The 24,615-nt window shown below is 66.3% G+C and carries 25 protein-coding genes and 2 tRNA genes; 17 read left to right on the top strand and 10 right to left on the bottom strand.

Translation table 11 applies throughout. From position 1 onward, the window contains the following. Positions 1-2: 2 nt before the first annotated feature. The 7 genes from rpiA to Q4F19_RS11765 are packed head-to-tail and all read left to right on the top strand — an operon-like array spanning position 3 to position 7,486. Positions 3-695: a ribose-5-phosphate isomerase RpiA gene (rpiA, locus tag Q4F19_RS11795; RefSeq protein ID WP_303542748.1), complete on the top strand. Its 693-nt coding sequence runs from the start codon at positions 3-5 to the stop codon at positions 693-695. Positions 696-745: 50 nt separating this feature from the next. Next, on the top strand, positions 746-2,839 hold the full coding sequence (tkt, locus tag Q4F19_RS11790) for a transketolase (protein WP_303542747.1): 2,094 nt from the start codon (positions 746-748) through the stop codon (positions 2,837-2,839). Further along, positions 2,836-3,813, top strand: a complete 978-nt coding sequence (gene gnd / locus Q4F19_RS11785) for a phosphogluconate dehydrogenase (NAD(+)-dependent, decarboxylating) (protein ID WP_303542745.1) — start codon at positions 2,836-2,838, stop codon at positions 3,811-3,813. Before tkt ends, gnd begins: the two co-directional genes overlap by 4 nt. Before the next feature lie 10 nt (positions 3,814-3,823). Beyond that, positions 3,824-5,257: a glucose-6-phosphate dehydrogenase gene (zwf, locus tag Q4F19_RS11780; RefSeq protein ID WP_303542743.1), complete on the top strand. Its 1,434-nt coding sequence runs from the start codon at positions 3,824-3,826 to the stop codon at positions 5,255-5,257. Continuing rightward, positions 5,254-6,066, top strand: a complete 813-nt coding sequence (locus Q4F19_RS11775; RefSeq protein ID WP_303542741.1) for a Cof-type HAD-IIB family hydrolase — start codon at positions 5,254-5,256, stop codon at positions 6,064-6,066. Before zwf ends, Q4F19_RS11775 begins: the two co-directional genes overlap by 4 nt. Further along, complete coding sequence (gene rpe, locus Q4F19_RS11770; protein ID WP_303542739.1) at positions 6,063-6,743, top strand: ribulose-phosphate 3-epimerase; 681 nt, start codon at positions 6,063-6,065, stop codon at positions 6,741-6,743. The genes Q4F19_RS11775 and rpe overlap by 4 nt, the downstream gene beginning before the upstream one ends. Further along, the gene (locus tag Q4F19_RS11765) at positions 6,740-7,486 is read left to right on the top strand and encodes an HAD-IIB family hydrolase (protein WP_303542738.1); all 747 of its coding nucleotides are present in this window, start codon (positions 6,740-6,742) and stop codon (positions 7,484-7,486) included. Before rpe ends, Q4F19_RS11765 begins: the two co-directional genes overlap by 4 nt. Positions 7,487-7,573: 87 nt before the next feature. On the opposite strand, the gene Q4F19_RS11760 is transcribed toward Q4F19_RS11765, so the two are convergent. Beyond that, complete coding sequence (locus Q4F19_RS11760; RefSeq protein ID WP_303542736.1) at positions 7,574-10,867, bottom strand: TonB-dependent receptor; 3,294 nt, start codon at positions 10,865-10,867, stop codon at positions 7,574-7,576. 63 nt (positions 10,868-10,930) lie between these two features. Continuing rightward, on the bottom strand, positions 10,931-12,061 hold the full coding sequence (locus tag Q4F19_RS11755; RefSeq protein ID WP_303542734.1) for a purine-nucleoside phosphorylase: 1,131 nt from the start codon (positions 12,059-12,061) through the stop codon (positions 10,931-10,933). Between the two features lie 112 nt (positions 12,062-12,173). On the opposite strand from Q4F19_RS11755, the gene Q4F19_RS11750 reads away from it, so the two are divergent. Together Q4F19_RS11750 and Q4F19_RS11745 are read left to right on the top strand one after the other, a co-directional pair. Then, on the top strand, positions 12,174-12,842 hold the full coding sequence (locus Q4F19_RS11750) for a peptidylprolyl isomerase (protein ID WP_303542733.1): 669 nt from the start codon (positions 12,174-12,176) through the stop codon (positions 12,840-12,842). A 9-nt stretch (positions 12,843-12,851) separates the two neighbouring features. Beyond that, positions 12,852-13,409 carry a hypothetical protein gene (locus tag Q4F19_RS11745; protein ID WP_303542732.1) on the top strand — a complete coding sequence of 186 codons (558 nt, stop codon included), beginning with the start codon at positions 12,852-12,854 and terminating at the stop codon, positions 13,407-13,409. Between the two features lie 27 nt (positions 13,410-13,436). Here Q4F19_RS11745 and Q4F19_RS11740 read toward each other — a convergent pair. Both Q4F19_RS11740 and Q4F19_RS11735 read right to left on the bottom strand, forming a co-directional pair. Then, positions 13,437-13,511 (bottom strand) — tRNA-Gln (locus tag Q4F19_RS11740). 43 nt (positions 13,512-13,554) lie between these two features. Beyond that, positions 13,555-14,649 (bottom strand): branched-chain amino acid aminotransferase, encoded by a 1,095-nt coding sequence (locus Q4F19_RS11735; RefSeq protein ID WP_431312396.1) that lies wholly within the window; start codon positions 14,647-14,649, stop codon positions 13,555-13,557. An 81-nt stretch (positions 14,650-14,730) separates the two neighbouring features. On the opposite strand from Q4F19_RS11735, the gene Q4F19_RS11730 reads away from it, so the two are divergent. Beyond that, complete coding sequence (locus Q4F19_RS11730) at positions 14,731-15,222, top strand: MarR family winged helix-turn-helix transcriptional regulator (RefSeq protein ID WP_303542731.1); 492 nt, start codon at positions 14,731-14,733, stop codon at positions 15,220-15,222. A 74-nt stretch (positions 15,223-15,296) separates the two neighbouring features. On the opposite strand, the gene Q4F19_RS11725 is transcribed toward Q4F19_RS11730, so the two are convergent. The 4 genes from Q4F19_RS11725 to Q4F19_RS11710 all read right to left on the bottom strand — a co-directional run bounded on the left by Q4F19_RS11725 (position 15,297) and on the right by Q4F19_RS11710 (position 17,941). After that, positions 15,297-15,575: a hypothetical protein gene (locus tag Q4F19_RS11725; RefSeq protein ID WP_303542729.1), complete on the bottom strand. Its 279-nt coding sequence runs from the start codon at positions 15,573-15,575 to the stop codon at positions 15,297-15,299. Between the two features lie 77 nt (positions 15,576-15,652). Continuing rightward, positions 15,653-16,714 carry an NF038122 family metalloprotease gene (locus Q4F19_RS11720; RefSeq protein ID WP_303542728.1) on the bottom strand — a complete coding sequence of 354 codons (1,062 nt, stop codon included), beginning with the start codon at positions 16,712-16,714 and terminating at the stop codon, positions 15,653-15,655. A gap of 125 nt (positions 16,715-16,839) precedes the next feature. Continuing rightward, positions 16,840-17,175 (bottom strand): DUF2218 domain-containing protein, encoded by a 336-nt coding sequence (locus Q4F19_RS11715; RefSeq protein ID WP_303542727.1) that lies wholly within the window; start codon positions 17,173-17,175, stop codon positions 16,840-16,842. Positions 17,176-17,341: 166 nt separating this feature from the next. Next, positions 17,342-17,941, bottom strand: coding sequence for a PadR family transcriptional regulator (locus Q4F19_RS11710; RefSeq protein ID WP_303542726.1), 600 nt, complete (start codon positions 17,939-17,941; stop codon positions 17,342-17,344). Positions 17,942-18,158: 217 nt separating this feature from the next. Here Q4F19_RS11710 and Q4F19_RS11705 point away from each other — a divergent pair, with 217 nt between their 5' ends. From Q4F19_RS11705 to Q4F19_RS11690, 4 genes are all read left to right on the top strand, one after another. Continuing rightward, complete coding sequence (locus Q4F19_RS11705) at positions 18,159-19,475, top strand: replication-associated recombination protein A (RefSeq protein ID WP_303542725.1); 1,317 nt, start codon at positions 18,159-18,161, stop codon at positions 19,473-19,475. Next, entirely contained in the window at positions 19,472-19,807 is a 336-nt protein-coding gene (locus tag Q4F19_RS11700) for a hypothetical protein (RefSeq protein WP_303542724.1), read from the top strand. The genes Q4F19_RS11705 and Q4F19_RS11700 overlap by 4 nt, the downstream gene beginning before the upstream one ends. Then, positions 19,804-20,670 carry a hypothetical protein gene (locus Q4F19_RS11695; RefSeq protein WP_303542722.1) on the top strand — a complete coding sequence of 289 codons (867 nt, stop codon included), beginning with the start codon at positions 19,804-19,806 and terminating at the stop codon, positions 20,668-20,670. The genes Q4F19_RS11700 and Q4F19_RS11695 overlap by 4 nt, the downstream gene beginning before the upstream one ends. A gap of 16 nt (positions 20,671-20,686) precedes the next feature. Next, positions 20,687-20,762, top strand: a tRNA-Thr gene (locus Q4F19_RS11690). 51 nt (positions 20,763-20,813) lie between these two features. Here Q4F19_RS11690 and Q4F19_RS11685 read toward each other — a convergent pair. Together Q4F19_RS11685 and Q4F19_RS11680 are read right to left on the bottom strand one after the other, a co-directional pair. Next, positions 20,814-21,185: an HU family DNA-binding protein gene (locus Q4F19_RS11685; RefSeq protein ID WP_431312395.1), complete on the bottom strand. Its 372-nt coding sequence runs from the start codon at positions 21,183-21,185 to the stop codon at positions 20,814-20,816. 20 nt (positions 21,186-21,205) lie between these two features. After that, positions 21,206-21,880: a TetR/AcrR family transcriptional regulator gene (locus Q4F19_RS11680; RefSeq protein WP_303542720.1), complete on the bottom strand. Its 675-nt coding sequence runs from the start codon at positions 21,878-21,880 to the stop codon at positions 21,206-21,208. A gap of 80 nt (positions 21,881-21,960) precedes the next feature. Between Q4F19_RS11680 and Q4F19_RS11675 the strand changes: the two genes are divergently transcribed. The 3 genes from Q4F19_RS11675 to Q4F19_RS11665 are packed head-to-tail and all read left to right on the top strand — an operon-like array spanning position 21,961 to position 24,613. Then, positions 21,961-22,728, top strand: coding sequence for a Coq4 family protein (locus Q4F19_RS11675; RefSeq protein ID WP_303542718.1), 768 nt, complete (start codon positions 21,961-21,963; stop codon positions 22,726-22,728). A 47-nt stretch (positions 22,729-22,775) separates the two neighbouring features. Beyond that, positions 22,776-23,471, top strand: a complete 696-nt coding sequence (locus Q4F19_RS11670; protein WP_303542716.1) for a VC0807 family protein — start codon at positions 22,776-22,778, stop codon at positions 23,469-23,471. Continuing rightward, entirely contained in the window at positions 23,468-24,613 is a 1,146-nt protein-coding gene (locus tag Q4F19_RS11665) for a DSD1 family PLP-dependent enzyme (RefSeq protein ID WP_303542714.1), read from the top strand. Before Q4F19_RS11670 ends, Q4F19_RS11665 begins: the two co-directional genes overlap by 4 nt. Positions 24,614-24,615 lie beyond the last annotated feature (2 nt).

Below are 24,615 nucleotides of genomic sequence, written 5' to 3'. Positions count from 1 at the left end.
CGATGGCCAACCTTCCGAACCGTGACGCGGAAAAGGCGCGTGCGGCCGAGGCCGCCGTGGCCGAGATCGAGAGCGGGATGCTCGTCGGTCTCGGCACGGGGACGACCGCGGCGCACGTCGTGAGCGCGCTGGCGCGGCGGGTAGCCGAGGGGCTGAGCGTGACGACGGTCGCGACCTCGCTTGGGACGGCACGCTCGGCACAGGCGGCCGGGCTCGCCGTGCTCGATTTCGCGGATGTCGCGGCGGTTGATCTGTGCGTCGACGGGGTCGACGAGATCGATCCGGCACTCCGCGCGATCAAGGGCGGCGGCGGGGCGATGCTGCGCGAGAAGATCGTCGCGCAGGCGGCGGCGAGGATGATCGCGATCGCGGACGGATCGAAGAGCGTCGCGACCCTGAGTCGCGCGATCCCGATCGAGATCTTGCCGTTCGCGCGCGCCTCCGTGCTGGCGGCGGTCGGTCGCCTCGGCGGGGAGCCGCTTCTGCGCGAAGGACGGATCAGCGATCAGGGCAATCTGCTCGCCGATTGCGACTTTGCCGACATGAGCGATCTGCCCCGGCTGGCGGCGTTGCTTTCGGCCATCCCCGGCCTGCTGGGCCACGGCCTCTTTCTCGACGAGATCGATGTGCTGATGGTCGGTGAAGACGAATCCGTTAAACGGTGCGACAGGCCGAGCGGTCCAAGCCTCATCTAGCGCATCTTTCCCGCCGGCACTTCGTTCAGGCGCCAATCGAAGGACTTTCCATGAACGATCAGACCGCCGACTTCTCCGCCTATCGCGAGGACGGCTCCCCCGAACGGCTCGCGATCGACACGATCCGCACGCTGGCGATGGATGCCGTGCAAAAGGCCAATAGCGGCCATCCCGGCACGCCCATGGCGCTCGCCCCGGTTGCCTATACGCTGTGGAGTCAGTTCCTGCGCTACGATCCGGGCAAGCCAGACTGGCCGAACCGCGATCGCTTCGTGCTGTCGGTCGGCCATGCCTCGATGCTGCTCTACTCGCTGCTGCACCTCGCTGGCGTGAAGGAGATCGACGCGGACGGCAACGAGACCGGCAAGCCCGCGGTGAGCCTCGACGACATCAAGCAGTTCCGCCAGCTCGATTCCAAGACGCCCGGCCATCCCGAATATCGGATGACGACCGGCGTGGAGACGACAACGGGCCCGCTCGGCCAAGGCTGCGGCAATTCGGTGGGCATGGCGATCGCCGAGCGCGCGCTCGCCGCGCATTTCAACCGCGGCGAGTTCACGCTGTTCGATCACGACGTCTACGCCTTTGCCGGCGACGGCGACATGATGGAGGGCGTCAGCCAAGAGGCGGCCTCGGTCGCGGGCCATCTGAAGCTGTCCAACCTGTGCTGGGTCTATGACAGCAACCACATCACGATCGAGGGCGGCACCGATCTCGCCTTCACCGAGGATGTCGGCAAGCGCTTCGAAGGCTATGGCTGGCACGTCATCCATGTGAACGACGCGAATGACCGCGGCGAGTTCGCGCGCGCGATCGAGAGCTTCAAGGCGACCGACGACCGGCCGACCTTCATCGTCGTCCATTCGGTGATCGGCTATGGCAGCCCGATCCAGGGCACGCAGAAGGCGCATAGCGATGCGATGGGCGAGGAGGTCATCAAGGCCACCAAGAAAGCCTATGGCTGGCCCGAGGATGCGCAGTTCCTGGTCCCCGATGCGGTGAAGACCTTGCTGCAGGACGCGATGACCGAGCGCGCGGTGCCGCTGCGCGAAAAGTGGGATGCGGATTTCGAGGCGTATCGCGGCGCCTTCCCCGAACAGGCGGCCGAGCTCGATCTGCTGCGCCAGGGCAAATTGCCCGACGGCTGGCAGGCCGACATCCCGACCTTCGAAGCGGACGCCAAGGGGCTGGCCTCGCGCGATGCGGGCGGCAAGGTGCTCAACGCGATCGCGCCGCACGTGCCGATGCTGATCGGCGGGGCAGCCGATCTCGCGCCATCGACCAAGACTTTGCTGACCTTCCAGGGCGCGGGCGCGTTCGAGCCGGGCAGCTATGGCGGGCGCAACATGCATTTCGGCGTCCGCGAACATGCGATGGGATCGATCGCCAACGGCATGGCGCTCTCGTATCTGCGCTCGTACACGGGCACCTTCCTGGTGTTTTCCGACTATATGCGCGCACCGATCCGGCTCGCCGCGATCATGGAGGTGCCGACCATCTTCGTGTTCACGCACGACAGTATCGGCGTGGGCGAGGACGGGCCGACGCACCAGCCGATCGAGCATCTTGCGACGCTCCGCGCGATCCCCGGGCTCGACACGATCCGGCCGGGCGACGCCAACGAGGTCGCAGTCGCGTGGAAGGTCGCGCTGACCCACACGCACGAGCCGACTGCGCTGATCTTCTCGCGCCAGGCGATTCAGACGCTCGACCGCTCGAAATATGCGAGCGCCGACGGGCTCGAGAAGGGCGGCTATGTGCTCGGTGATGCCGAGGGCGGCGAGCCGGAGTTCATCCTGATCGCGACGGGCAGCGAATTGCCGCTCGCGGTGCAGGCGCATGAGAAACTGACCGCCGAGGGCATCAAGTCGCGCGTCGTCTCGCTGCCGAGCTGGTATCTCTTCGAGAAGCAGGACCGCGCCTATCGCGAGAGCGTGCTGCCGCCGAAGGTGACGAAGCGGCTCGCGATCGAGCAGGCGGGCTCGCTCGGCTGGGACCGCTATGTGACGAGCGACGGCGGGACGATCACGATGTCGACCTTCGGTGCGTCCGCCCCGATCACGAAGCTGCAGGAGAAATTCGGCTTCACGATCGACAATGTCGTCAAGATGGCGCGCGAACTTCTGGAAGGATCGAAGGCATGAAGCTGGCGATGATCGGCCTCGGCCGCATGGGCGCGGGAATCGCGCGGCGGCTGATGCAGCATGGCCATGAGATCGTCGGCTATGATCGCGATGCCAAGGCCGTGGAGACGCTGGCCGGCGACGGCGCGATCGCCGCGGCATCGCTGGAGGATGTCGTCGCCAAGCTGGACGGCCCGCGCATCTTCTGGGTGATGCTGCCCGCGGGCGGGCCGACCGAGAGCACGATCGAGACGCTGTCGGGACTCGTCGCGGCAGACGACATCATCATCGATGGCGGCAACAGCTTCTATAAGGACGATATCCGCCGCGCGAAGGGCTTGGCCGAGAAGGGCATCCACTATGTCGACGTCGGCACGTCGGGCGGCGTGTGGGGGCTGGAGCGCGGCTTCTGCATGATGATCGGCGGCGACGCCGACACCGTGACCCTGCTCGACCCGATCTTCGATGCGCTCGCGCCGGGGATCGGGACGATCTCCAAAACGCCCGGCCGCGACGATGCCGACCCGCGGCCCGAGAAAGGCTATATCCATGCCGGGCCGGCGGGCGCGGGCCACTTCGTGAAGATGGTCCATAACGGCATCGAGTACGGCCTGATGGCAGCCTATGCCGAGGGCTTTGATGTGCTCAAGGGCAAGGCTTCGGAAAAGCTCGCCGAGGATGAGCGCTTCGACATCAACCTGCCGGACGTGGCCGAGGTGTGGCGCCGCGGCAGCGTGATCTCGTCCTGGTTGCTGGATCTCGGCGCAATCGGCCTCGCCAAGGATCATAAGCTGGACCAGTTCACCGGCCATGTCGCGGACAGCGGCGAGGGCCAATGGACGATCGATGCGGCGATGGAGGAGGCGGTGCCCGCCTACGTCCTCTCCGCAGCCCTGTTCGCGCGCTATCGCAGCCGCGTCGAGCATACATTCGGGGACAAGCTCCTGTCGGCGATGCGCTTCGGCTTCGGCGGGCATGTCGAGATGCCGCAATGAGCGCTTCCAAGTGAGGAAACCCCCGGTCGCGCCGCCTGCGACCTTCGTGATCTTCGGCGCGCTCGGGGATCTGACGCGGCGGCTGCTCGCGCCGGCGCTCGTCAATCTCGTCCGCGATGGATTGCTCGGCAAGGGGACGCGGGTGCTCGGCGTCGCTCATACCGAGGGGGACGACCAGTCGCTGCGCGACGTGCTCGACGATTATATCGAGGACAAGAGCGACTGGCCGAACATGTCGGCCAACGTGCATTACCGGCAGGGCGACTTCACCAAGCCCGAGACGTTCGCCGCGCTGGCGAAGGAGCTGACGGGCAACGTCGTCTTCTATCTGGCGACCGCGCCCGGCTTCTTCGGGACGATCGTCGAGGCACTGGGCGATGTCGGCCTGCTCGACGAGAAGGACGGATTCCGCCGCGTCGTCATCGAGAAGCCGTTCGGGACCGACTTGGAGTCGGCGAGGGCGCTCAACAAGCTCATTCTAGCGCGCGCGTCCGAAGAGCAGATCTACCGGATCGACCATTTCCTCGGCAAGGAAACGGTCCAGAACATTCTCGTCACGCGCTTCGGCAATGCGCTGATGGAAGCGGTGTGGAACCGCCGCTATATCGATCATGTCGAGATCACCGCCGCCGAAGTGGTAACGGTCGGGACGCGCGGCGCCTTTTACGATGCGACCGGCGCGCTGCGCGACATGGTGCCCAACCATCTGTTCCAGTTGCTGTCGCTGGTGGGAATGGAGCCGCCGGGCGATCTCTCCGCCGATGCGATCCGAACCGAGAAGGCGAAGGTCATCGCGGCGGTGCGCCCGATCTCGCCCGACGATGCGGTGCGCGGCCGCTATGCGAAGGGCAAAATCGGCACGAGCAAGGTCGTCGATTATGTCGCCGAGGCCGATGTTGATCCGAAGAGCCGGACCGAGACGTTCGTCGCCCTGAAGGTGGCGGTCGAAACGTGGCGCTGGTCGGGCGTGCCTTTCTACCTGCGCACGGGCAAGGCGATGTCGGCGCGCGACACGGAGATCGTCATCCATTTCCGCGATGCGCCTTTGTCGCTCTTCCCCGACGCCGAAGGCGGCAAATTGCCGCCCGACAAACTGATCCTCCAGATCCAGCCCAACGAGGGCGTGAGCCTGGAGATTGCCGCCAAGGCGCCGGGGCCGATCGTGGCGCCCGTGCCGGTGGCGCTGAATTTCGCTTATGCCGATCGCTTCGATATCGGCCACCGGACGGGATATGAGACCTTGCTCTATGACGTGCTGATCGGTGACCAGACCCTGTTCCAGCGCGCCGACCAGATCGAGGGCGGCTGGGCGGCAGTGCAGCCCTTGCTCGATGCCTGGGGCAAGAAGGGCAAGCCCCACGCGTACAAAGCGGGCAGCGACGGGCCTCCGGCGGCAGCGGACTTGCTGGAGCGCGACGGCCGCAGCTGGCACTCGATCTCGTGAGCATCCGCCTCGTCATCTCCGACGTCGACGGCACGCTGGTGCGGTCCGACAAGAAGCTTTCGCCCGAAGTCATCGCCGCGGTCGGACGGCTGCAGGATGCCGGCGTGCCGTTCACTTTGATCAGCGCGCGGCCGGCGAGCGGGATGCTGTGGATCGCCGACGCGCTGAAGCTGACCCATCCGATGGGCGCGTTCAATGGCGGCACGATCGTGAAGCCCGATGGCGCGATCGTCTCGGCCGAGCATATCGATCCGGCCGTCGCCGACAAGGCGATCGCGATGCTGGTGGAGACGAAGGTCGCGCTGTGGCTGTTCGCGCACGGCAAATGGTATGCGCAGGATGTCGCCAACACGCACATGGATTCCGAACGCAGTTCGGCCAATGCCGAGCCGGTGATGTTCCGGGATGCATCCGAGGTAAAGGGGCCGTTCGACAAAATTGTCGGCGTCTCGGACGAGCATGATTTCCTCGCCGATCTCGATAAGAAGGTCTCGGCCGCGCTTGGCGACGGCGCGACGGTCGCGCGATCGCAGGTCTATTATCTCGATGTCACCGCGCCGCTGGCGGACAAGGGACATGGGATCGCAGCGCTCGCCAAGGCGCATGGCCTGAGCCTCGACGAGGTCGCGGTACTGGGCGACCAGCGCAACGATCTGCCGATGTTCGCGCGCGCAGGCTTCTCGGTGGCGATGGGGCAGGGGCCGGCCGAAGTGCGCGCCGCCGCAACGCGCGAGACGCGCTCGAACGACGAGGACGGTGTCGCGCACGCGATCGACGAGATCTTGCTGCCGATGATCGGGGCAAAATGAGCCTGCTGATCGCCCCGTCCGTGCTCGCCGCCGATTTCGGTCGGCTGGCGGAGGAGGTGGCGGCGGTGGATCGCGCGGGCGCGGACTGGATCCATGTCGACATCATGGACGGCCGCTTCGTGCCGGAAATCTCGTTCGGCCCGCCGGTGGTGCGCGCGATCCGCCGGGCGACCGCCAAGCCGCTCAACGTGCACCTGATGGTCGTCGAGCCCGAACGCTCGCTTGCATCTTATGCCGAGGCGGGCGCGGATCATCTGCTGGTGCAGGCCGAGCCCGGATCGACCGTGCATCTCCACCGCGTGCTGAGCCAGGTGCGTGAGCTCGGCAAGAAATCCGGCGTCGTCATCGATCCGGCGACGCCGCTCGTCTGGATCGAGCATGTGCTGCATCTCGCCGACATCATCCTGGTGATGACCGTCAATCCCGGCTTCGGGGGGCAGAAATTCCTGCCCGAGATGCTGCCCAAGATCGCGGCGCTGCGCGCACTGTGCGCCGAGCGCGGGCTGCATCCGCATATCGAGGTGGATGGCGGGCAGGATGCGAAGACGGTGCGCAGCGTGGTCGAGGCGGGCGCGGACGTGATCGTCGCGGGCACGGCGATCTTCGGAACACAGGATTATGGTGCGGCGATGGACGGCATTCGCCGCTGCGCCGGCCAACAAGGAGGATGCGCGTGAAGAGCATGATCGCTTTCGATCTCGACGGGACGCTGGCCGAGAGCAAGCAGCCGCTGAAGGACGATATGGCGGCGACGCTGAAGGGGCTGCTCGACGTCGCCTCGGTCGCGGTGATTTCGGGCGGGGACTGGCCGCAATTCGACAAGCAGGTCGCCTCGCGTCTGCCCGCCGGCACGAAGCTGGAACGGCTGTTCCTGATGCCGACCACGGGATCGAAGCTGTACCGCTATCAGGACGGCGCATGGGCGCGCATCTATGCCGACGATTTCTCGCGCGCCGAGCATGACGAGATCCTCGCTGCGCTCCAGAAGGCGGCGAAGGAATGCGGCTACGATAATGAGAAGACCTGGGGCGCACAGATCGAGGATCGCGGTAGCCAGATCACCTTCTCCGCGCTCGGGCAGGAAGCCCCGCTCGAGGCCAAGGACAAGTGGGATCCCGATCAGAAGAAGCGCCGCGCTATGCAGGCGATCGTCGAGCGAGATATTCCGGGGCTCTCGGTGAAGGTCGGCGGGTCCACCTCGATCGACATCACGCGCAAAGGCGTGGACAAGGCGTGGGCGATCGAGAAGCTCTGCGAGCATTCGGGTGTCGCGCGCGAGGCGATCCTGTTCATGGGCGACGCCATCTATCCGGGCGGAAACGACGATCCCGTGCGCGCGGCGGGGATCGACAGCATCAAGGTGCGCGATCCGGCCGAGACGATGACGGCGATCGCGGCTGTGGTGGCGTGTTTGAAGTGATCTGATCCTCCCCAGCGAAGCTGGGGCGGATAAAGAAAAGGCGGCGACGCTTTCGCGCCGCCGCCCCTTCAGGCCCGATTTGGTCCTTTAGAATTCGAACTTGGCGCCGACGCGGATCGCGTAGAGCGAGACGCGGCCGACATTGTCGACGGCGGGGTTCGAGAAGTTCGAGTAGCGATACTGGGTGCAGTTGTTGCCCACGGTCGTCGCGCAGGCGACGTTCACGACCGACGCGAGGTACGGGAAGCTGACCTGGCGGAGCGATCCCCAATCCTTGTTGAGCAAGTTCAGCACATTTTCGACATCGGCGAAGAACTTGAGGCGCCCGCCCTTGAGAACGGGGACCGGCACTTCCTGATCGACGTGGAGATCGATCTTGAACCAATGGGGCGCGCGCATCGTGTTCTTGCCGATGATCTGGCCCTGCTTCAGCTTGTTCGTCTGCACGAAATTCTGGAGCGAGGCGAAGGTCGCCGCGCTGTCATACGAAACGATCGGATCGGCGGTGATGCTCGAGACGTTCGGCACATAGAGCAGGAAGCGGTTGTTCGAGCCCGTCACGCCGAAGACGTTGCCATGGCTCTGGGTGGCGACGGTATCGGCCATCGTCAGGCTGTACGGAATGCCCGAGCGACGCTCGCCGAACAGGCTGAAGCGCGTCTTATAGTCGCCGAAGAAGGCGTGATCGAAATCGAAGTGGAACTTGATGCTGTTCTTGATCTCGTAGATCGAAGTTCCGTAGGCGGCGATGTTCGGATCGACCATCGCATTCTGGCCGTAGGTGCCGGCGCCTGTGGTGCCGTTCATCGAGCTGCGATCCTTCACGTCCTGATAGGTGTAGCTGACGCCCACCGACAGGCCGAAATCGAAGCTCTTGTCGATCCGTGCGACCGTGACGAGCGAGTAGCCGTCGCGGCTGTTGGTGAGCAGCAGATCGGTGTTGGCGCTGGTCGGCGTCAGCGTGGCGTAACGCGGGCGGCCATCCGCCGCGACGCCGATCTGGCGCAGGCGCAGATCCTTGTAGATCGGCGCATAATTGACCCAGCCATAATAGACGTCGCCGCCGACATTCCAGCCGCCGCCCATGAAGCCATCGAACTTCGGCGTCCAATCGACCGACAGGCTCGATTTCCACGTCGATTCCATCCGGTAGCCCGGATCCATCGCATTGGTGTTGGCAACGGAGAGGGAGGCGGTGTTGGTGCGCAGATAATCGGTCAGCAGCGGCGAGAAGCTCTTGCCGGTCACGCCATCGAGCGCGGCCGAGCAGAGCGCATCGGAGATGCCGCCCTGGCAGCCGGGAGCGTTCGTGTTGCGGCTGATCGTCACCGTGTTCGCATAGACGCCCGACTGCGAATAGCTGTTGCCGAGGAACACGTCCGGCGAACCGCCCGCGAACAGGCCGATGCCGCCGCGCACGCGCACGTCGCTCAGCGGCTTCCAGGTCGCCTGCAGGCGCGGCTGGATGACGTCCTTGCCGTTGATCGCGCTCTGGTTGGTGAAACCGTAGCGACCGTAGAAGAAGTTGTTGAGCGGCGGCGCCGAGATGCCGCCATAGGTGTCCGTGCGGACGCCCGCCGTGATGTTCAGATCCGAATTGGGATCCCAGGCGACCTGTCCGCCGACCGTATACTGATCATATTTGAAGCTCGCGAGCGTATCGAGCAGATCGCCCGTGACCGAGCCGGCGAGCGTGACGGTGCCCGCGCGGCGCGCCTGGAAATCGGCGAGGCTGTCGAAATAATAGGTGCCGAGCGCGTCCGAGGTGAAGGCGTTGGCGACGTCCAGATGGCTCCAGGCAGCGGTGATCTTCATCGAGAACTGGCCGGCTTCCCAGCGGACCGCGAGGTCGCCGCCATATTGCTTGGTGCGGACATAGTTGAAGTGGCGGAAGCGATCCGGGCCGAGATAGAGGCGTGCCGCGCCGGGGGCCGCTGTGCTGCCCTGCGAGCAGAGCGTGGCGTTGGTATTGGCCGCGCCATTCTGCTGCGTCGCCGCGGTCGGATCCAGGCAGACCTGCATCTGCGAGAAATCGAACGCGCCGAACGGGACCGGCGTCAGATCATATTTGCGGTAATTGCCGCGAACCTCGGTGTGGAATTTGCTCGACCAATCGGAGTTGAGCTGGGCGACATAGCTGTCGACCTTCTCGGGACGCTGGTAATTGTCCGACTGGAGGCCGAGCGCGGGCGTCGTCGGCACGGTCGACGAGAAGCCGGCGGTCGAAGCGTTGTTGCTGTTGTTGTGGATCCAGGTGGCGGAGAGGCGCTGGCCGGTCGTGATGTTCCAGTCGGCTTTGACCGTCCACTTCTCGTCGGTCTCGATCGTCGTCTGCTGCACGCCGAGCGTGTCGTAATTATAGACGGACTGGGCGATTGCCGAGACGTTCGAGATCTGCGCGTCGGTCAGGTTGGGCACGACCGACGGGAAACCCGCGGTGCCGATCTGGATCGGCGTGCCCTCGCGCAGATGCTCGTAGGACACCGCGAGGAAGAGCTTGTCCTTGATGATCGGGCCCGCGAGGAAGCCGCCGAAATTCTTGGACTGATAGTCGAGATTGATCTTGCCGGTCGGGTTGGCGATCCCGGGCCGGGTCTTGCTGCCCGTCAGATCGTCGCTGTTATAGCTGTAGAAGCCCGAGCCGGTGAAGCTGTTGGTGCCGGAGCGCAGCACGACGTTGACCGCGCCGCCCTGGAAATCGCCTTCGGAAATGTCGAACGGCGCGATCTTGACCGACATCTGCTCGATCGCGTCGATCGGCACCGGGCCGCGCGCGGTCGGCAGGCCGCCGACGTTGAGGCCGAAATTGTCCGAGAAGCGCAGGCCATCGACCGAGAATTTGTTAAGGCGGGCATTCTGGCCGGCGATCATCACGCCGCGGCTCTGGCCCGGATCGATCGTGGCGAAGGGATCGCGGCGGACGATGTCGCGAATGTCGCGGGCGACGGTGGCGACGCCTTCGATATCCTCGCGCGTGATGTTGGTGCCGGGGCCCGCGGCGAGGTTGACCGTCTTGGCGCGGGTCGCGCTGATGACGATCTCGTCGCCCTGCGGCTCGAGCGCGAAGGGGATGGCGAGCGGCTGGCCGGCGACGAGCTGGACGTCGGTGACGGTGCTGTCGGCGAAGCCGGGCGCATTGACCGTGACGGTGAACGGGCCGCCGACGCGCAGGCCGGATGCCGAGAAGGCGCCGTCGCTGCTGGAGCGCGTGACCGCCTTGGTGCCCGACGGCACGTGCGTGACGGTGACGGTTGCGCCCGCGACGGGCGCGCCGGCGGCCGTGACCTGGCCGCGGACCGACGAAGTGACTTCCTGCGCGCTGGCCGCGCCGCTGACGCACAACGCCGCGACACAGGCACCGGCGTAGAGATAATTCCGCATGTAGTCAGACCCCTTATGTGCGCGGGCGGCTTTTGCCGCCTCGTGCGATTGTTCATCACGCTCTTACTTCGCGGCGGCTCCCACCGCCGCGCCGGGAATGGTGTCGCGGTAGCGGCCCCAATTCCCGGTAATCTCGTTCACGACCGTGCCGCCGACCGCGAAGGCGGCATCCAGCGACGGCTGAAGCGCGGAGAGCCCCTTCAGCTCGCCGATCAGGCTGCCCGCCGCATCGCCGCCGGCCGGCTGCGTCGTGAAATTGCTGCCCGTGCGCAGCATCATCAGCCGCGCCGGATCCGCCTTGCCGAGCCGGCCGAGCATCGTCAGCGCATTGGCGATGCCGGTATCTTCCATGCCCGTCATCACGAAGCTGTTCGGCCGGCCGGTCCAGTAGGCGACCCAGCGCTCGGCATGGTCGTTCAGCAGCGTGCCGTGCCAGAAGGTCTGCCCGGTCGCCTCGTCGCCGACGAGGACCGAGGGCGGCTTCGCGGCGGCTGGGCTCGCCGCATAGCCGGCGCGGATCTGCTGCAGCACCGGTGTGTCGGGCAGCTTCACAGTCTTCGTGAGCGTGAACGCCCAATCGCGCAGGCCCTTGTTGAGCGGATAGAGATTATACTGCGTGTCGCCCGGCTTGCCCTGATAGGGCGCGGTGCGATCGCGCGGGAACATGCCGGTCGTCCAGCCCTTGGGCGCTTCGCGCGGATCGACGCCATAGCCGTAATCGGTATCGACGAGATCGCCGATCCAAGCGGCCGAGCCGACCGTGGCGGTGTGCGGGTTGGCGCCGGCGATCGCGGCGACCAGCCAGTAAGCATGGGTCAGATCGAAGCGCGGATCGAGCCCGAGCGCCATCGTCGAGGCGGCGGCGCGATTCGTGCCGATGCCGGTCATGATCAGCAGCGCCTGCTTCTTGGGATCGTAGCGCAGGTGACGGAAGCCGGCCGGGAAAGGGAGGACTTCGGGCATCACCGTCGCCCACGCCTGATATTCGGCCGCCTTGTCGCCCACATCCTCGCCGATCTCGAAGGCGGTGACGATCACCATCCGGATCTCGAGCGGCTTCACCGTCGCGACGCTGGTCGCGGGCGATTGCGCAAACGCAGGCGCTGCCGCCGACACGGCAGCCGCACAGGCGAGCAGAAGATGAACCTTAACCCCCAAAGCGGCCTCGTGCGACGACGTGACCCCTCCTGCCAAGCCTCTGTTATGCCCCGGGCTTGCGAGCGGCGATTAGCAGCGGGTCGGGGCGTCTCCAAGGGGGTTCCCTTCAGGCTGGCGGTCAGCGCACGCTTTCCGCTAGGCTGTGGCCATGAAGCTGCACCTCCTGTCCGCTCTGGCCCTTTTCGCCGCTCCTCTGATCGCGCAGACGCCGCCGCAGGCCAGCCCAACGGATGCGGCTGTCGCCCGGGAATTGCCCCCGTCCTCGCCGCCCGCCGCGCCCGCGCCGAAGCCCGCGACGGTCAAGGTCGTGCTGACGACGAGCGAAGGGGCGATCGTGCTGGAGCTGGAGAAGGGACGCGCGCCGATCACGACCGCCAACTTCCTCAAATATGTCGACGCCAAACGCTTCGACGGGATCGGCTTCTATCGTGCGGTCAAGGTCCAGCCGGGCTTCGGACTGATCCAGGCGGGGCTGCGCAACGATCCCAAGAAGATATTCCCCAGCATCGCGCACGAGCCGACGACCAAGACGGGCGTCCACCATGTCGACGGCGCGATCTCGATGGCGCGCGCGGCGCCGGGCTCAGCCTCGGCCGACTTCTTCATCATGGTCGGCGCATCGCCGCAGATGGATGCCGATCCCAGCCAGCCCGGCGACAATCTGGGCTTCGCAGCGTTCGGGCGCGTGATCGAGGGCATGGACCTCGTTCGCAAGATCATGGACGAGCCGACCTCGGCGACGGGCGGCCCGGCGACGATGAAGGGGCAGATGCTCGTCGCGCCGGTCAAGATCCTCACCGCGCGCCGCAGCGGCTGAGCCGGGCGGGTGGCGAAGGCCAAGACGAAGGCCGCAAAGCTCAAGGTCTTTCGCACCGTCATCGGCTTTCACGACGCCTATGTCGCCGCGCCGACCAAGAAGGCGGCGCTCGCGGCGTGGGGCAGCAGCAAGGACCTGTTCGGGCGCGGCATCGCCGAGCAGGTGACCGACGAAGAGCTGATGGCCGAGCCGCTGGCGGCGCCGGGCACGGTCATCAAGCGGCTGCGCGGCACCGAGGCGGAGCAGATCGCGGCGCTGCCCGCGGACAAGCCGAAGAAACAGCGGCTGGCGGACGGCGCGGCCGAGACCGCGCCTAGCGCGAAGAAGGCGAAGAAGGCGAAGCCACGGCCGAGCCGCGCGGCGCTCGACGCGGCCGAGGCCGCGATCGCGCGGGCCGAAGAGCAGAATGCCGAAGCGCTCGCCGCGATCGTCAGACGCGAGAAGGCGCTCGCCGAGGAAAAAAGCGATTTGCGGCGTGAGCAGGAGGAGGCGTTCGCGAGGTTGGAACAGGTTCGCGACGAGGCGCAGGCGTCCTACGAGCGCGCGATCGACGATTGGCGCGACTGAGGCGATGCGCGCTCGGCCGTGCGATGCTGGCTGGGGCGGGAGGATTCGAACCTCCGAATGGCGGCACCAAAAGCCGCTGCCTTACCACTTGGCGACGCCCCAACAGCGGCCGGGCTTATAGCCGGGCATGCGCGGGATGGAAGCTCTAGAAGAGGCGTTCCATCCAGCCGTGCGGATCGGGTGCGAGGCCGCGCTGGATATCGACCAGCCGCGCCTTGAGCCGGTCGGTCGCGACGCCGATCCCGCCATTGCCGATGCGGAAATCGCGCGTGCGTCCGCGTACGCGTCCGATCGGGGTGACGACCGCGGCGGTGCCGCAGGCGAAGCTCTCGCGCAGGCGGCCGCTGGCGGCATCGGCCTCCCATTGATCGATCGAATAGGGCTCTTCGCGGATCGTCAGGCCCTCGTCGCGCGCGAGCAGCATCAGGCTCTCGCGCGTGATGCCGGGCAGGATCGTGCCGCCGAGCGGAGGCGTCTGCATCGATCCGTCCTCGAACACGAAGAAGATGTTCATGCCGCCCAGTTCCTCGATCCAGCGGCGCTCGACCGCATCGAGGAACACGACCTGATCGCAGCCCTCGCGGATCGCCTCCTGCTGCGCGATCAGGCTGGAGGCGTAATTGCCGCCGCACTTGGCCGCGCCGGTGCCCCCGGGGGCGGCGCGGGTATAATCGTCGGACACCCACAGCGTGACGCCCGTCGGCGTCTTGAAATAGGCGCCGACGGACGAGGCGATGACCATGTAGAGATATTCGGACGCGGGCTTCACGCCGAGGAAGACCTCGGAGGCGAACATGAAGGGGCGCAGATAGAGCGCGCCGCCTTCGGCCTCCGGGATCCAGTCGCGATCGGCGGCGACGAGCTCGCGGCACGACTGGAGGAACAGATCCTCGGGCAGCTCGGCCATCGCCATGCGGCGTGCGCTTTCCTGGAAGCGGCGCGCATTGGCGTCGGCGCGGAACAGGGCCGCTCCGCCATCGGGCAGGCGATAGGCCTTGAGCCCCTCGAAAATCTCCTGCGCATAATGGAGTACGGCGGTCGCGGGATCGAGCACGAGCGGCGCGCGGGCGGTGACCTTGGCATCGTGCCAGCCTTTTCCCTCGGCATAGCGAATCGTGACCATATGATCCGTGAAAACCTTGCCGAAGCCGGGATTCTCCAGGAAAACGGCGCGATCGCTGGCGGGGATGAGCGCCGGATGCTCCTCGCGGGTGAAGGACAGCGCGGCGGTCATGCTCATTTTCTCCAAATGCGATCGGAAGAGGACGGATAGGGCCGGATCGGTTGCGCTGCCCTAATCCGCGTGGCAGAAAGGGTCAACATGACTGTCCCGTCCGCATCCCCGCTCTTCCTTCGCGAAGCCGAAATCCGCCGCGGCACCGAGCTGCTCTTCTTCGGCTATGCCAATCTCTACCGGCCGAGCGATCGCATTCTGGCCGAGCAGGGACTAGGCCGCGCGCATCATCGTGCGCTCTATTTCGTCGCGCGTCAGCCCGGGCTGACGATCGGCGAGCTGCTGCGCCTGCTCGGCATCACCAAGCAATCGCTGGGGCGCGTGCTGACCGAATTGCAGCAGCGCGAGCTCGTCGAGATCGTGCCGGGCGAGGAGGATCGCCGCCAGCGGCTGCTGCGGCTGACCGAGAAGGGCGCCGCGCTGGAGGCCGACCTGTTCGCGATGATCCGCGAGAATCTGTCCGCGGCCTATGGCCAGGCGGGGCAGGAGGCAGTGTCCGGCTTCTGGCGCGTGCTGGAACTGATGATCCCCCCAACCGAACGCGCGCGCATTGCCGAACTCGGCCGGGAGCGCCGCTAGAGTCTTCGGGCGACGGAACGCACTCCGTCGACGACCGAGGTTTGGCCGGCTGAAGCGATCGGCCGGGGGGCCGCTCAGTTTTCGGGAAAAGTGTGGATGAGCGCTGCATCTCGAGGCGCGCAATTCTTCGTCCGCAGCACGGCATCACGATACGCCATCCGCTCGCCGGCATGCGAATTCGGTCGGAACTGGCCATAACGACTGAAATATTCTTCTACGTTCCGGATACGGGCGCGGTCGTCCGCAAGACGTTCCGGGCATGCGATCGCCTGCGCGAGGACGCGCTTCTCCGTCTGGCTCAGCGGAGCGCCGGGCGCTGCGGCGACCAGCGCCAAAGCCATCATGACCTGCATCACATTCTTCCATCGAGCCGATCGGATGATAACGAGCGAAGTGCCGCCGGCCGAAAGGCCGACGGCACCATCGTGCTTCAAGCGAAGGTTACGCGCGTCGTCCGCCGCCGCATGGACGCTCCCACGAAGCCGAAGCCGACGATCATCATCGCCCAGGTCGACGATTCGGGCGCCTGGCTGGCGAGATAGTCCGTCAAAATCGAAGACGTGGTCTTCTGATAGGTGAGATTCTGCAGGATATTCTGATTGAGATCCCAGCCCATCGCATCGAAGATGGCGAGATCCTGCGCGGTGACAATCCCTTGCTGGCAGATGCCGCCGGTGGGATCGAGGATGCCGACCTGCGGCTCGGTCAAGATGGTGCAACTCACGCCGTCATGGATGCGGCCACCCTCGCGCCAGTGCGATGTCTGAAAGCCGTCAGGGCCTGCCGAAAAGCCAGCATTGCCCATGAACTCGGTCGCACCGCCGTCGATCGAGAAATAAGGATCGCCGCCCCAAGTGATATTCCAGGCACCGTCCTTGTAACGGAATAGATCCGTGTTGGAGGGGCGCGAAAGGTTGGTCGTAGCCTGTGCTACGGCGCTGGTGAAGCCCAAAGCGTGCCCCATTTCGTGAACGGCGACGCTGATGAAATCCGAAGACGCCGTCTGGAAACCGTCGCGTGTGTCGAAATCGAAAGCCCGCGCGCTGTTGAAACGGATCGTCGCATCGGTCGCGGTCGCGCTGCCGGTGTAGATGCCCAGCGCTTTCTGGACAGTATTGTTGAGGTTCACGGTCTGGCTGACGACGGCCGGAAGGTGCGCCACGACCGACGTATCAAGAGCCGTGCTGGCGTCGGCGGTCAACGCCGTCTTCCAGGCTCCGGTCGATTTGCTGCTTGCTGCACTGCTCGTCGATCCAAGTGTCGTCGGGGCGAAGCCCGTCGAGCTGAAACCGACGCTGAAGTTGAGCGTCACATCGTCCAGAAGCACCGACTGCCAGTAATCGGCAGCGGCACGAAAGCCGGTATAGGCAGCGGTGCCGACTTCAACGCCGCCGGTATTAACGAGATTGATCGTGAGCGCCTGCGCGCTGGGCGCAACTGCGCCACCCAGCAATGTCGCCGCGACCAATGCGGAAAAGCGAACTCTCTTCATGACGTCCCCCTGTTCAGATGGGCCCGTCAGACATCCCGATTCGCATGGTTAACAACGACATAATCATTCATCAACCGTTAAGTCGGGACGCCGCGTTTCGCAGCTGAACAGGTTCGGATGCGTGGTCAGGCGGGGTCCGCGCGTTCCCAGGCGAACGGCAAGGGCGCCTCGCGGAAGGCGAAGCGGTCGAGGTGGCTGGCGAGGACGCCCTGTAGCGCTTCGAGCTGCTCGGGTGTGGTCGCGTCGATGCGGACGATGAGCGTGTCGGGCGCAGCATCGAAGGTGACGAGGCCGTCGCCGGGGAAAGTGCCGGCGCGGCCTTCGCGGGGGAAGGTGATCGTGCCGTGTTCGGGGGTGAATTCGACCTGCAGATTGTGCGACCAATGCTTGCACAATTGCTGGAGATATTTGCTCGCGCTGGCGGTGGGGACGCGCGCGGCGGCGGTGATCGTATCGGTCATCGATTTGCTTTCGAAAGGGGAGTGCTGGGCGCCGAGCCCGCCGAGGCCGGGCCATGCCGTTCGACAGGCGGGGCGACGCGCGCCAGGCTCAGCGCGAAGGGATGGAGCGCTGCGGCAGGCGTATCGATGCCGAGGCGGCGGCGGAGAACCTCCAGCCTCGGCATGATCAGAGCCGCTCGATCTTGCGCGCCGCCTCGTCGAGGATCTCGGCGATGGCGTGGGCGCGTTCGGTGTCGCCGTCCGCTTCCATCGCGGATTCGCGCAGCGCCAGCTTCAGGTTGATCATCGCGCGCCGGATCGGAGCGTGATCGCTGCGGGTGCGCTCGGCGCCGATCGCCTCGAGGCGGGCGAGCAGAGCGTCCGCCTGCTCGCGGCGTTCCTCCAGCCAGGCGCGGCCCGATGCGGTGATCCCGAAGCGGCGACGCGCGCCTTCTTCCTTGACCTCCTCGATCAGGTCCATCTCGTCGAGCAGAGTGAGCGTGGGATAGACGACGCCGGGGCTGGGCGCATAGCCGCCGCCCGTGCGCTCCTCGATCTGACGGATCAGATCATAGCCGTGACGCGGTGCCTCGGCGAGCAGAGCGAGCAGGACGAGTTTCAGCTCGTCTCCGTCGAAGACACGACGGCGTCCACCGCCGCGCCCGCCGCGTCCGCCGAAGCCACGCTCGTCGCCTTCGAGCGACCAGCTGAATTCAAACGGGCCGCGTCGGACGGAGCCTCCGCGGGGACCGAAGCGATGATTGTGATGGCCAAAGCCTCTAAACATGTTTGTTTCCTTTCATGCGACTCAAGATATATCTTAGAATAAGTTTTGCAAGGCTGTTTTTGGTGAGCGCAGCGGAAGTGGTCCGCGATATCTATCGGACCCGAGCGGGCAGTTGGCTTGCCCCCTTCTCCCACGCGCCATTGGATGAGGCGTGGGTAGCCGGGCGATCGGCCAAGACGGCTTACGCTCGACCAAACAGATCCTATATTTCGTGGTGATGCCTGATCTCTTCGCCGCCGATCTTCCGCCCGACGATGCGCTGAGCGAAGCCGGGCCGCTCGCGGACCGGCTGCGCCCGCAATCGCTCGACGAGGTGATCGGACAGGAGCATCTGACTGGCCCCGACGGCGCGATCGGGCGGATGGTGGCGGCGGGGCGGCTATCGTCGATGATATTGTGGGGGCCGCCGGGCACGGGCAAGACGAGCATCGCGCGGCTGCTCGCCGATGCGGTGGCGCTGCGCTTCGTGATGATCTCGGCGGTCTTCGCGGGCGTCGCCGATCTCAAGAAGATCTTCGCCGAGGCACGCGAACTGGCGCGGGCGGGCAAGCGGACCTTGCTGTTCGTGGACGAGATCCACCGTTTCAATCGCGCGCAGCAGGACGGCTTTCTTCCCTACGTCGAGGACGGGACGGTCGTGCTGGTCGGCGCGACGACCGAGAATCCGTCGTTCGAGCTGAACGCCGCTCTGCTGAGCCGTGCGCAGGTGCTGATCCTCAACCGGCTCGACAGCGTGGCGCTCGGCAAATTGCTCGCGCGCGGCGAGGCGATCGAGGGGCGGCCGCTGCCGCTGACCGACGATGCGCGCGCGTCGTTGATCGCGAGCGCGGACGGCGACGGACGCTTCCTGCTGAACCAGGCCGAGACCCTGTTCTCGATCGGCGAGGTCGGCGAGGCGCTGGATCCGGCGGGGCTGGCGGCTTTGCTGCACCGGCGGATGCCCGTCTACGACAAGGATCGCGAGGGCCATTACAACCTGATCTCCGCGCTCCACAAAGCGGTGCGCGGCTCCGATCCGCAGGCGGCGCTCTACTATCTCGCGCGGATGCTCGTCGCGGGGGAGGAGCCGCTCTATCTGCTCCGGCGGATGGTGCGGATGGCGTCCGAGGATATCGGGCTCGCCGATCCGCAGGCGCTGGTCCAGTGCCTCGCGGCCAAGGACAGCTACGATTTCCTGGGATCGCCGGAGGGCGAACTCGCGATCGCCAATGCGCTCATCTATCTCGCGACCGCGCCGAAATCGAATGCGGGCTACAAAGCGTGGAAGGCGGCGGCGCGCAGCGCGAAGGAGACGGGCTCGCTGATGCCGCCCGCCAACATCCTCAACGCGCCGACCAAGCTGATGAAGCAGATCGGCTACGGCAAGGATTATGGCTATGACCATGACGCGCCCGACGCCTTCTCCGGCGACAATTACTGGCCGGACGAGATGAGCCCGCAGACCTTCTACGAGCCCGTGCCGCGCGGCTTCGAGGTCAAGATCCGCGAGCGGCTCGCGTATTGGCACACGCTGCGCGAGGAGCGGGGCACGTGAACTGGCAGGCGGTGTTCGACTTCGCCGCCAGCTTGCCCGGCGCGGAGCGAACGACGCATTATGGCGGCCCGGCGACCAAGGCGAACGGCTATCCGGTCGTCACGTCGGCGCGCGAGGAGGGCAGCTTCTGCCTGCATATCGACCGCGACACGGTGGAGATGCTGAAGGAGACCGACCCCGCGACCTTCTGGCAGACGCCGCATTATGCAGGCTGGCCGGCGGTGCTCGTCCGCTATGCGAGCGACGATCCCGAGCGCGTCTGGGCGACGATCGAACAGGCGCATGACGCGGCTCTGGCGCGCAAGCCCAAGCGGCCGCGCAAGGGGACGTGACGCTCGGCTTCGACGCTTTCGCCTGCATCGACTGGTCGGGCGCGGTCGGCGAGCGACAAAGCGGGATCGCGATCGCCGAATGCGCAAGCGGAAGCACCGCGCCCGAGCTCGTGATGCCGCCGCATGCGCGCTGGTCGAGGGCGGACGTGCTCGACTGGCTGATCGCGCAGGCGCCGCGAGGGATGCTGATCGGGCTGGATCTGTCGCCCTCCTTGCCGTTTGCCGACGAAGGCGCCTTCTTTCCGGGCGACGCCGGCTCGCCCACCGATGCGCGTGCCTTGTGGGCCTATGTCGAGGCGCGCTCGGCGGGCGAGCCGCATCATGCGGTGTCGCGCTTCGTCGCCGATCATGCCCCGCATTTCCGGATCGGTCGCGCGACCGGCGCGCTGTTCCGACGGGCGGGCAACGGGCGGATGCGCGCGACCGAGATCGCGGCGCGGCCGCTCGGCGTGCGGCCTTATTCCTGCTTCAACCTCGTCGGCGCATCGCAGGTCGGGCGATCGAGCCTGACGGGGATGCGCGTGCTCCACGCACTGGCGGGTCGGATCCCGTTCTGGCCGTTCGAGCGCGTACCGGCGGCGGGCGCGCTGCTGGTCGAAGTCTATACGAGCATCGCCGCGCGGCGCGCGGGCAAGACCGGCGGCACCAAGCTGCGCACGATTGAGGCGCTCAATGCCGCTCTGGTCGCGCCGGCCATCGCCAGCGATCCGGTCGCGGGCACGGGCCCGATCGACGATCATCGCAGCGACGCGCTGCTGACCGCGGCGTGGCTGCGCCGCGCGGCCGACGATCCCGCGCTCTGGAGCCCGCGTGGCATGTCCGCGGTGCGCCTCACCGAAGGCTGGACCTTCGGCGTTCCCTGACGCATGAGGCGCCAACGCCGGTTTAGCTCAGCTGGTAGAGCAGCGGTTTTGTAAACCGAAGGTCGCGGGTTCGATTCCTGCAACCGGCACCATATTCAGATCACGAGTGAGCCGCGCGGCCATTCACAAGCCGCACACAGCGGTCAGCTGACCATCTGTTTGAGGATCTTGCCCGGGCGGAATTTGGGTTGTGCGACCGAGGCGATGTTGATGGGCTCGCCGGTGCGCGGGTTGAGGCCCGTCGAGGGTTTGCGCTTGCCGACGCAGAATTTGCCGAAGCCGACGAGGCGGACTTCTTCGCCGCTCACCAACTGCTCGCCAATCTTGCTGAGAACGGCTTCGATGATGCGTCCGGCGGCGTCCCGACCGAGACCCGTCGTCTGCGACACTTCGTTGATAAGGTGTTGCTTATTCATACGATCCTCCAAGCATCGAGCTTGGAATGATCGCGCCCCCCAGAAGGCGGTCAACGCGGCAGGTCCCGGACGACCGATAATTCGACGAATGTCGAACATCGCCGTGTAATTGGCGCTAATCAGTTGCGCGCCGCTGCGCGACTCGGTCCCCGCGGCGCGGAGGGGTTGCCGCGTGGCTCGGGTGGCGGGGGCGATCTGAAGCCGGTGATCAGCCGGACCAAGGACGCCTGGATCTGCTCCCGCGGCGGAGACGCAGCATCCTGCCACAGGATCATTGCGCGCATCACGCCGGCGAAGGCGTTGGTCAGGACGAAGGCGTCGGCATGGCGCGTGGAGAGACCGGATTCGGTCGTAGCGGTCCCGTCCTCGGCGGTCAGCAGCGTCACCAGCTGCTCGATCAGCGGCGCGATCCGGCCGCCGCCGCGCGCCAGGGAATGTTCCATCACGAGACGGTAGACGTGGCGCCGTCCGCCATAGCTGGATGTCACGGCCTCGATGATCAGGGCGATCTGCTCGGCGAGCGGCAGCCCGGTTGGGCCTTGGATGGCGGACCGGATCCGCTGGGAGAGCCTGGCGGTTTCGCGATCCGCCAGCGCGTCGAGGATCGCGTCCTTATCGGCGAAATATTGGTAGAGCGTGCCGATGCTGACCCCGGCGGTTTCCGCCACCGCATTGGTCGTGAGCGCTGCGCGGTCCTTGCTCAACAGCCGGATCGCCGCTTCCAATATGAGTTCGATCTTCTGCCGTGCGCGCTCCTGCTGCGGCAGGCGGGGCTTAGCACGTTGAGATCGCACTGCTTTCAAGACATGTTCCCCAAGCTCCGAACGCGAGTTCGCGAACGTGAGCTTTGCTCATATAACAATCGCGATAGGCGGTGGCAAAGCAGGTGCCGCAGGCGAACCGAATGAGCGAGGACGAGATGACGCAGACCCATGTCGCAACGCTGATTTCGGGCCGAAAGGACTGGCGCACCGCGCTCGCGGCGCTGCGCCGACTGTTGGCCGATGCGGACGATACCGCGCAGGTATTTCGCATCATGCGCGCGCTGAACGCGGGTGTCGCCAAAGCCGGCTACGATCGGCTGCTGCGCACGCCCGGCGGCGGCGAGATCGCCTGTCGGCAGGTGGAGCTGGCCGAGCGGCTGTCGGAGCCCGGCGCGGTGAGCGGCTACGCCGCCGGCAGCGTCGGCGCCGCGTACCGGAGCTTTCTGGAGGAGACGGGTTATTCGGCGATGGGCCTGGCGGCAATAAGCCGGAGCGACGATCCGCTGCGCGATGCGCGGCACCCTTATGCCTGGTACGGCCGGCGCACGCGCGACGTCCACGACATCTGGCACATCCTGACCGGCTATCGTGCCGACGATCCGCTGGGCGAGGCGTGTCTCACCGCCTTTTCCTATGCGCAGACCGGCGGCCTCGGATGGGCTGCGATCGCGGCCGGTGCCGCGCTTCAGAACGTCTCTTCGGCGGCAGGCAGGGTCAAGGTCCGCGCAATCTGGGAAGGCTATCGCCATGGCCGCCGCGCGGCCTGGCTGCTGGGCGAGGAATATGAGCTGCTGCTCGCCGAGCCGCTCGAGGCGGCGCGCGGGCGGCTCAGGATCGCCGAACCGGTCGCCTATCTTGCGGCAAGCGCCGCGATCTAATCGAGCGCCCCGCGCAAAGACCCGGCTCCAGACGAGGATTTTCGGATATGGCGATGGCCCCGCACCCCACACCCGCAAGACGGCTGACCTCCCATGTCGCCGCATCGGCCCTGGCCAAGAGCGTCGCGATCAACATGGTCGCGCCCGCGATCCTCTATGGTCGGGCGGCACCGCATTTCCCGCCGAACAGTGTAGTGCCGCTCGCCATCTCCGGCGTGCCGCCGCTGCTCTGGCTCGCTTTCAGCCTCGCGAGGACGCGTGCGGTCGATTTCCTCGGCCTGTTCGCCGCCGAAAGCGTCATGGTGCGGATGACCGCCCTGCTGATTGCGCAGGACGAGCGCGGGGCGCTGATCGGTCGCGCGATGGAGAATGGGCTGCTGGCGATCGGCTTTCTCGTCTCGCTGATGATCGCGCGACCGCTCCTGTTCTACATGGCGCGGCAGCTGGCGACGGGCAACGATCCCGCGCAGCGCGCGGCGTTCGACAACGAGGCCGCCAAGCCGCATGTCAGGGCGACCTACCGCGAGCTAACGATCGGCTGGGTCGTCGGGCTGACGGTCAAGTCTGCGATCAACCTGGTGTTTGCGAGCTACCTTTCGACCCGGGAGTTTCTGATGATCTCGCCCTTGTGGGACCTGGCCAGCGACGCGATCCTCGTCACGGTGAGCCTGCTCTACGGCAAAGCGCGCCTGTCGGCGGCCCGGTCTCCGGCCGCCGAGCCCGCAATCGGGCTGTCGTCATGACCGACGAGGAGCTTCACGGGCATCTGCGCGACCAGCAAGGCTCGCGCGCCGGCCTGAACACGCCGGTGCTGATCCTCGATGTGGACGCGCTCGATCGCAATATCGCCCGCATGGCGGGGTTCGCCCGCGCGGAAGGGCTGCAGTTGCGGCCGCACGCCAAGACGCACAAGAGCCCCGACATCGCCAGACGACAGATGACGGCGGGCGCGATCGGGATCTGCTGCGCGAAGATCGGCGAGGCGGAGGTGCTCGCCGAGCACGGCGTGACGCGGGGGCTTCACATCACCTCGCCGGTCGTCTCGCCCGCGGCGATCCATCGGCTGATCGCGCTCAACGAGCGGACCGAAGAGCTGATGTGCGTCGTCGATCACCCCGCCAACGTCGCCGCTTTGGGCGCTGCGATCGGGGCTTCGGGCAAGCCGCTGGCGGTGATCATCGACGTGGATCCGGGCATCCACCGTACGGGCGTGTGCTCGGCGGCGGGCGCCGTCGAACTGCTGCGATCGATCCGTGCCGAGCCGGGGCTGCGCTATCTGGGCGTCCAATATTATTGCGGGACGCAGCAGCATATCGAGAGCTTCGACGAGCGCCGCGCGGCGATGGACGAGAAAGCCGACTATCTCCGGACGGTCATCGCCGCCTTGACCGAAGCGGGTGGGGCGCCGTCGATCGTCACGGGCGGCGGCACGGGTACGCATCGGATCGATCCGGGGCTGGGCCTGTTCACCGAGCTCCAGGCCGGCTCTTACGTGTTCATGGACCGGGAATATCTGGCCTGCGATCTGAGCGGCGACGCCGGGCTCGCGCCGTTCGAGACGGCGCTGATGATCGACGCGCGCGTGATCAGCGCCAACACGCCTGGCCTGGTCACGGTCGATGCCGGGTTCAAGGCCTTCTCCACCGATGCCGGCCCGCCGGTCGTGCTCGCGGGCGCGCCTGCGAGCGCCGAATATCGCTTCATGGGGGACGAGCATGGCATGCTGGTCCTCGGAGCCGGCCAGACGCTGCCACTGTCGCAGGTCGTCACGTTCGCCGCGCCGCACTGCGATCCGACCGTGAACCTCTACGATTCCTATCATGTCGTGCAGGGCGATACGCTGCGCGATCTGTGGCCGGTCGCCGCGCGAGGGCGCTCGCGCTGAGC

It is taken from the genome of Sphingomonas natans (genome assembly GCF_030546695.1).
In the GTDB taxonomy this organism is placed as follows: Bacteria; Pseudomonadota; Alphaproteobacteria; order Sphingomonadales; family Sphingomonadaceae; genus Sphingomonas_I; species Sphingomonas_I natans.
This window is presented reverse-complemented; position numbering and strand designations above follow the sequence as displayed.

What these genes read in the sequence shown, in the direction of transcription:
- rpiA (WP_303542748.1), top strand. Translation starts at nt 3, where the DNA reads ATGGCCAACCTTCCGAACCGTGACGCGGAAAAGGCGCGTGCGGCCGAG.
- tkt (WP_303542747.1), top strand. Translation starts at nt 746, where the DNA reads ATGAACGATCAGACCGCCGACTTCTCCGCCTATCGCGAGGACGGCTCC.
- gnd (WP_303542745.1), top strand. Translation starts at nt 2,836, where the DNA reads ATGAAGCTGGCGATGATCGGCCTCGGCCGCATGGGCGCGGGAATCGCG.
- rpe (WP_303542739.1), top strand. Translation starts at nt 6,063, where the DNA reads ATGAGCCTGCTGATCGCCCCGTCCGTGCTCGCCGCCGATTTCGGTCGG.
- Q4F19_RS11760 (WP_303542736.1), bottom strand. Translation starts at nt 10,867, where the DNA reads ATGCGGAATTATCTCTACGCCGGTGCCTGTGTCGCGGCGTTGTGCGTC.
- Q4F19_RS11750 (WP_303542733.1), top strand. Translation starts at nt 12,174, where the DNA reads ATGAAGCTGCACCTCCTGTCCGCTCTGGCCCTTTTCGCCGCTCCTCTG.
- Q4F19_RS11735 (WP_431312396.1), bottom strand. Translation starts at nt 14,649, where the DNA reads ATGAGCATGACCGCCGCGCTGTCCTTCACCCGCGAGGAGCATCCGGCG.
- Q4F19_RS11730 (WP_303542731.1), top strand. Translation starts at nt 14,731, where the DNA reads ATGACTGTCCCGTCCGCATCCCCGCTCTTCCTTCGCGAAGCCGAAATC.
- Q4F19_RS11725 (WP_303542729.1), bottom strand. Translation starts at nt 15,575, where the DNA reads ATGCAGGTCATGATGGCTTTGGCGCTGGTCGCCGCAGCGCCCGGCGCT.
- Q4F19_RS11720 (WP_303542728.1), bottom strand. Translation starts at nt 16,714, where the DNA reads ATGAAGAGAGTTCGCTTTTCCGCATTGGTCGCGGCGACATTGCTGGGT.
- Q4F19_RS11715 (WP_303542727.1), bottom strand. Translation starts at nt 17,175, where the DNA reads ATGACCGATACGATCACCGCCGCCGCGCGCGTCCCCACCGCCAGCGCG.
- Q4F19_RS11710 (WP_303542726.1), bottom strand. Translation starts at nt 17,941, where the DNA reads ATGTTTAGAGGCTTTGGCCATCACAATCATCGCTTCGGTCCCCGCGGA.
- Q4F19_RS11705 (WP_303542725.1), top strand. Translation starts at nt 18,159, where the DNA reads ATGCCTGATCTCTTCGCCGCCGATCTTCCGCCCGACGATGCGCTGAGC.
- Q4F19_RS11685 (WP_431312395.1), bottom strand. Translation starts at nt 21,185, where the DNA reads ATGTTCGACATTCGTCGAATTATCGGTCGTCCGGGACCTGCCGCGTTG.
- Q4F19_RS11670 (WP_303542716.1), top strand. Translation starts at nt 22,776, where the DNA reads ATGGCGATGGCCCCGCACCCCACACCCGCAAGACGGCTGACCTCCCAT.
- Q4F19_RS11665 (WP_303542714.1), top strand. Translation starts at nt 23,468, where the DNA reads ATGACCGACGAGGAGCTTCACGGGCATCTGCGCGACCAGCAAGGCTCG.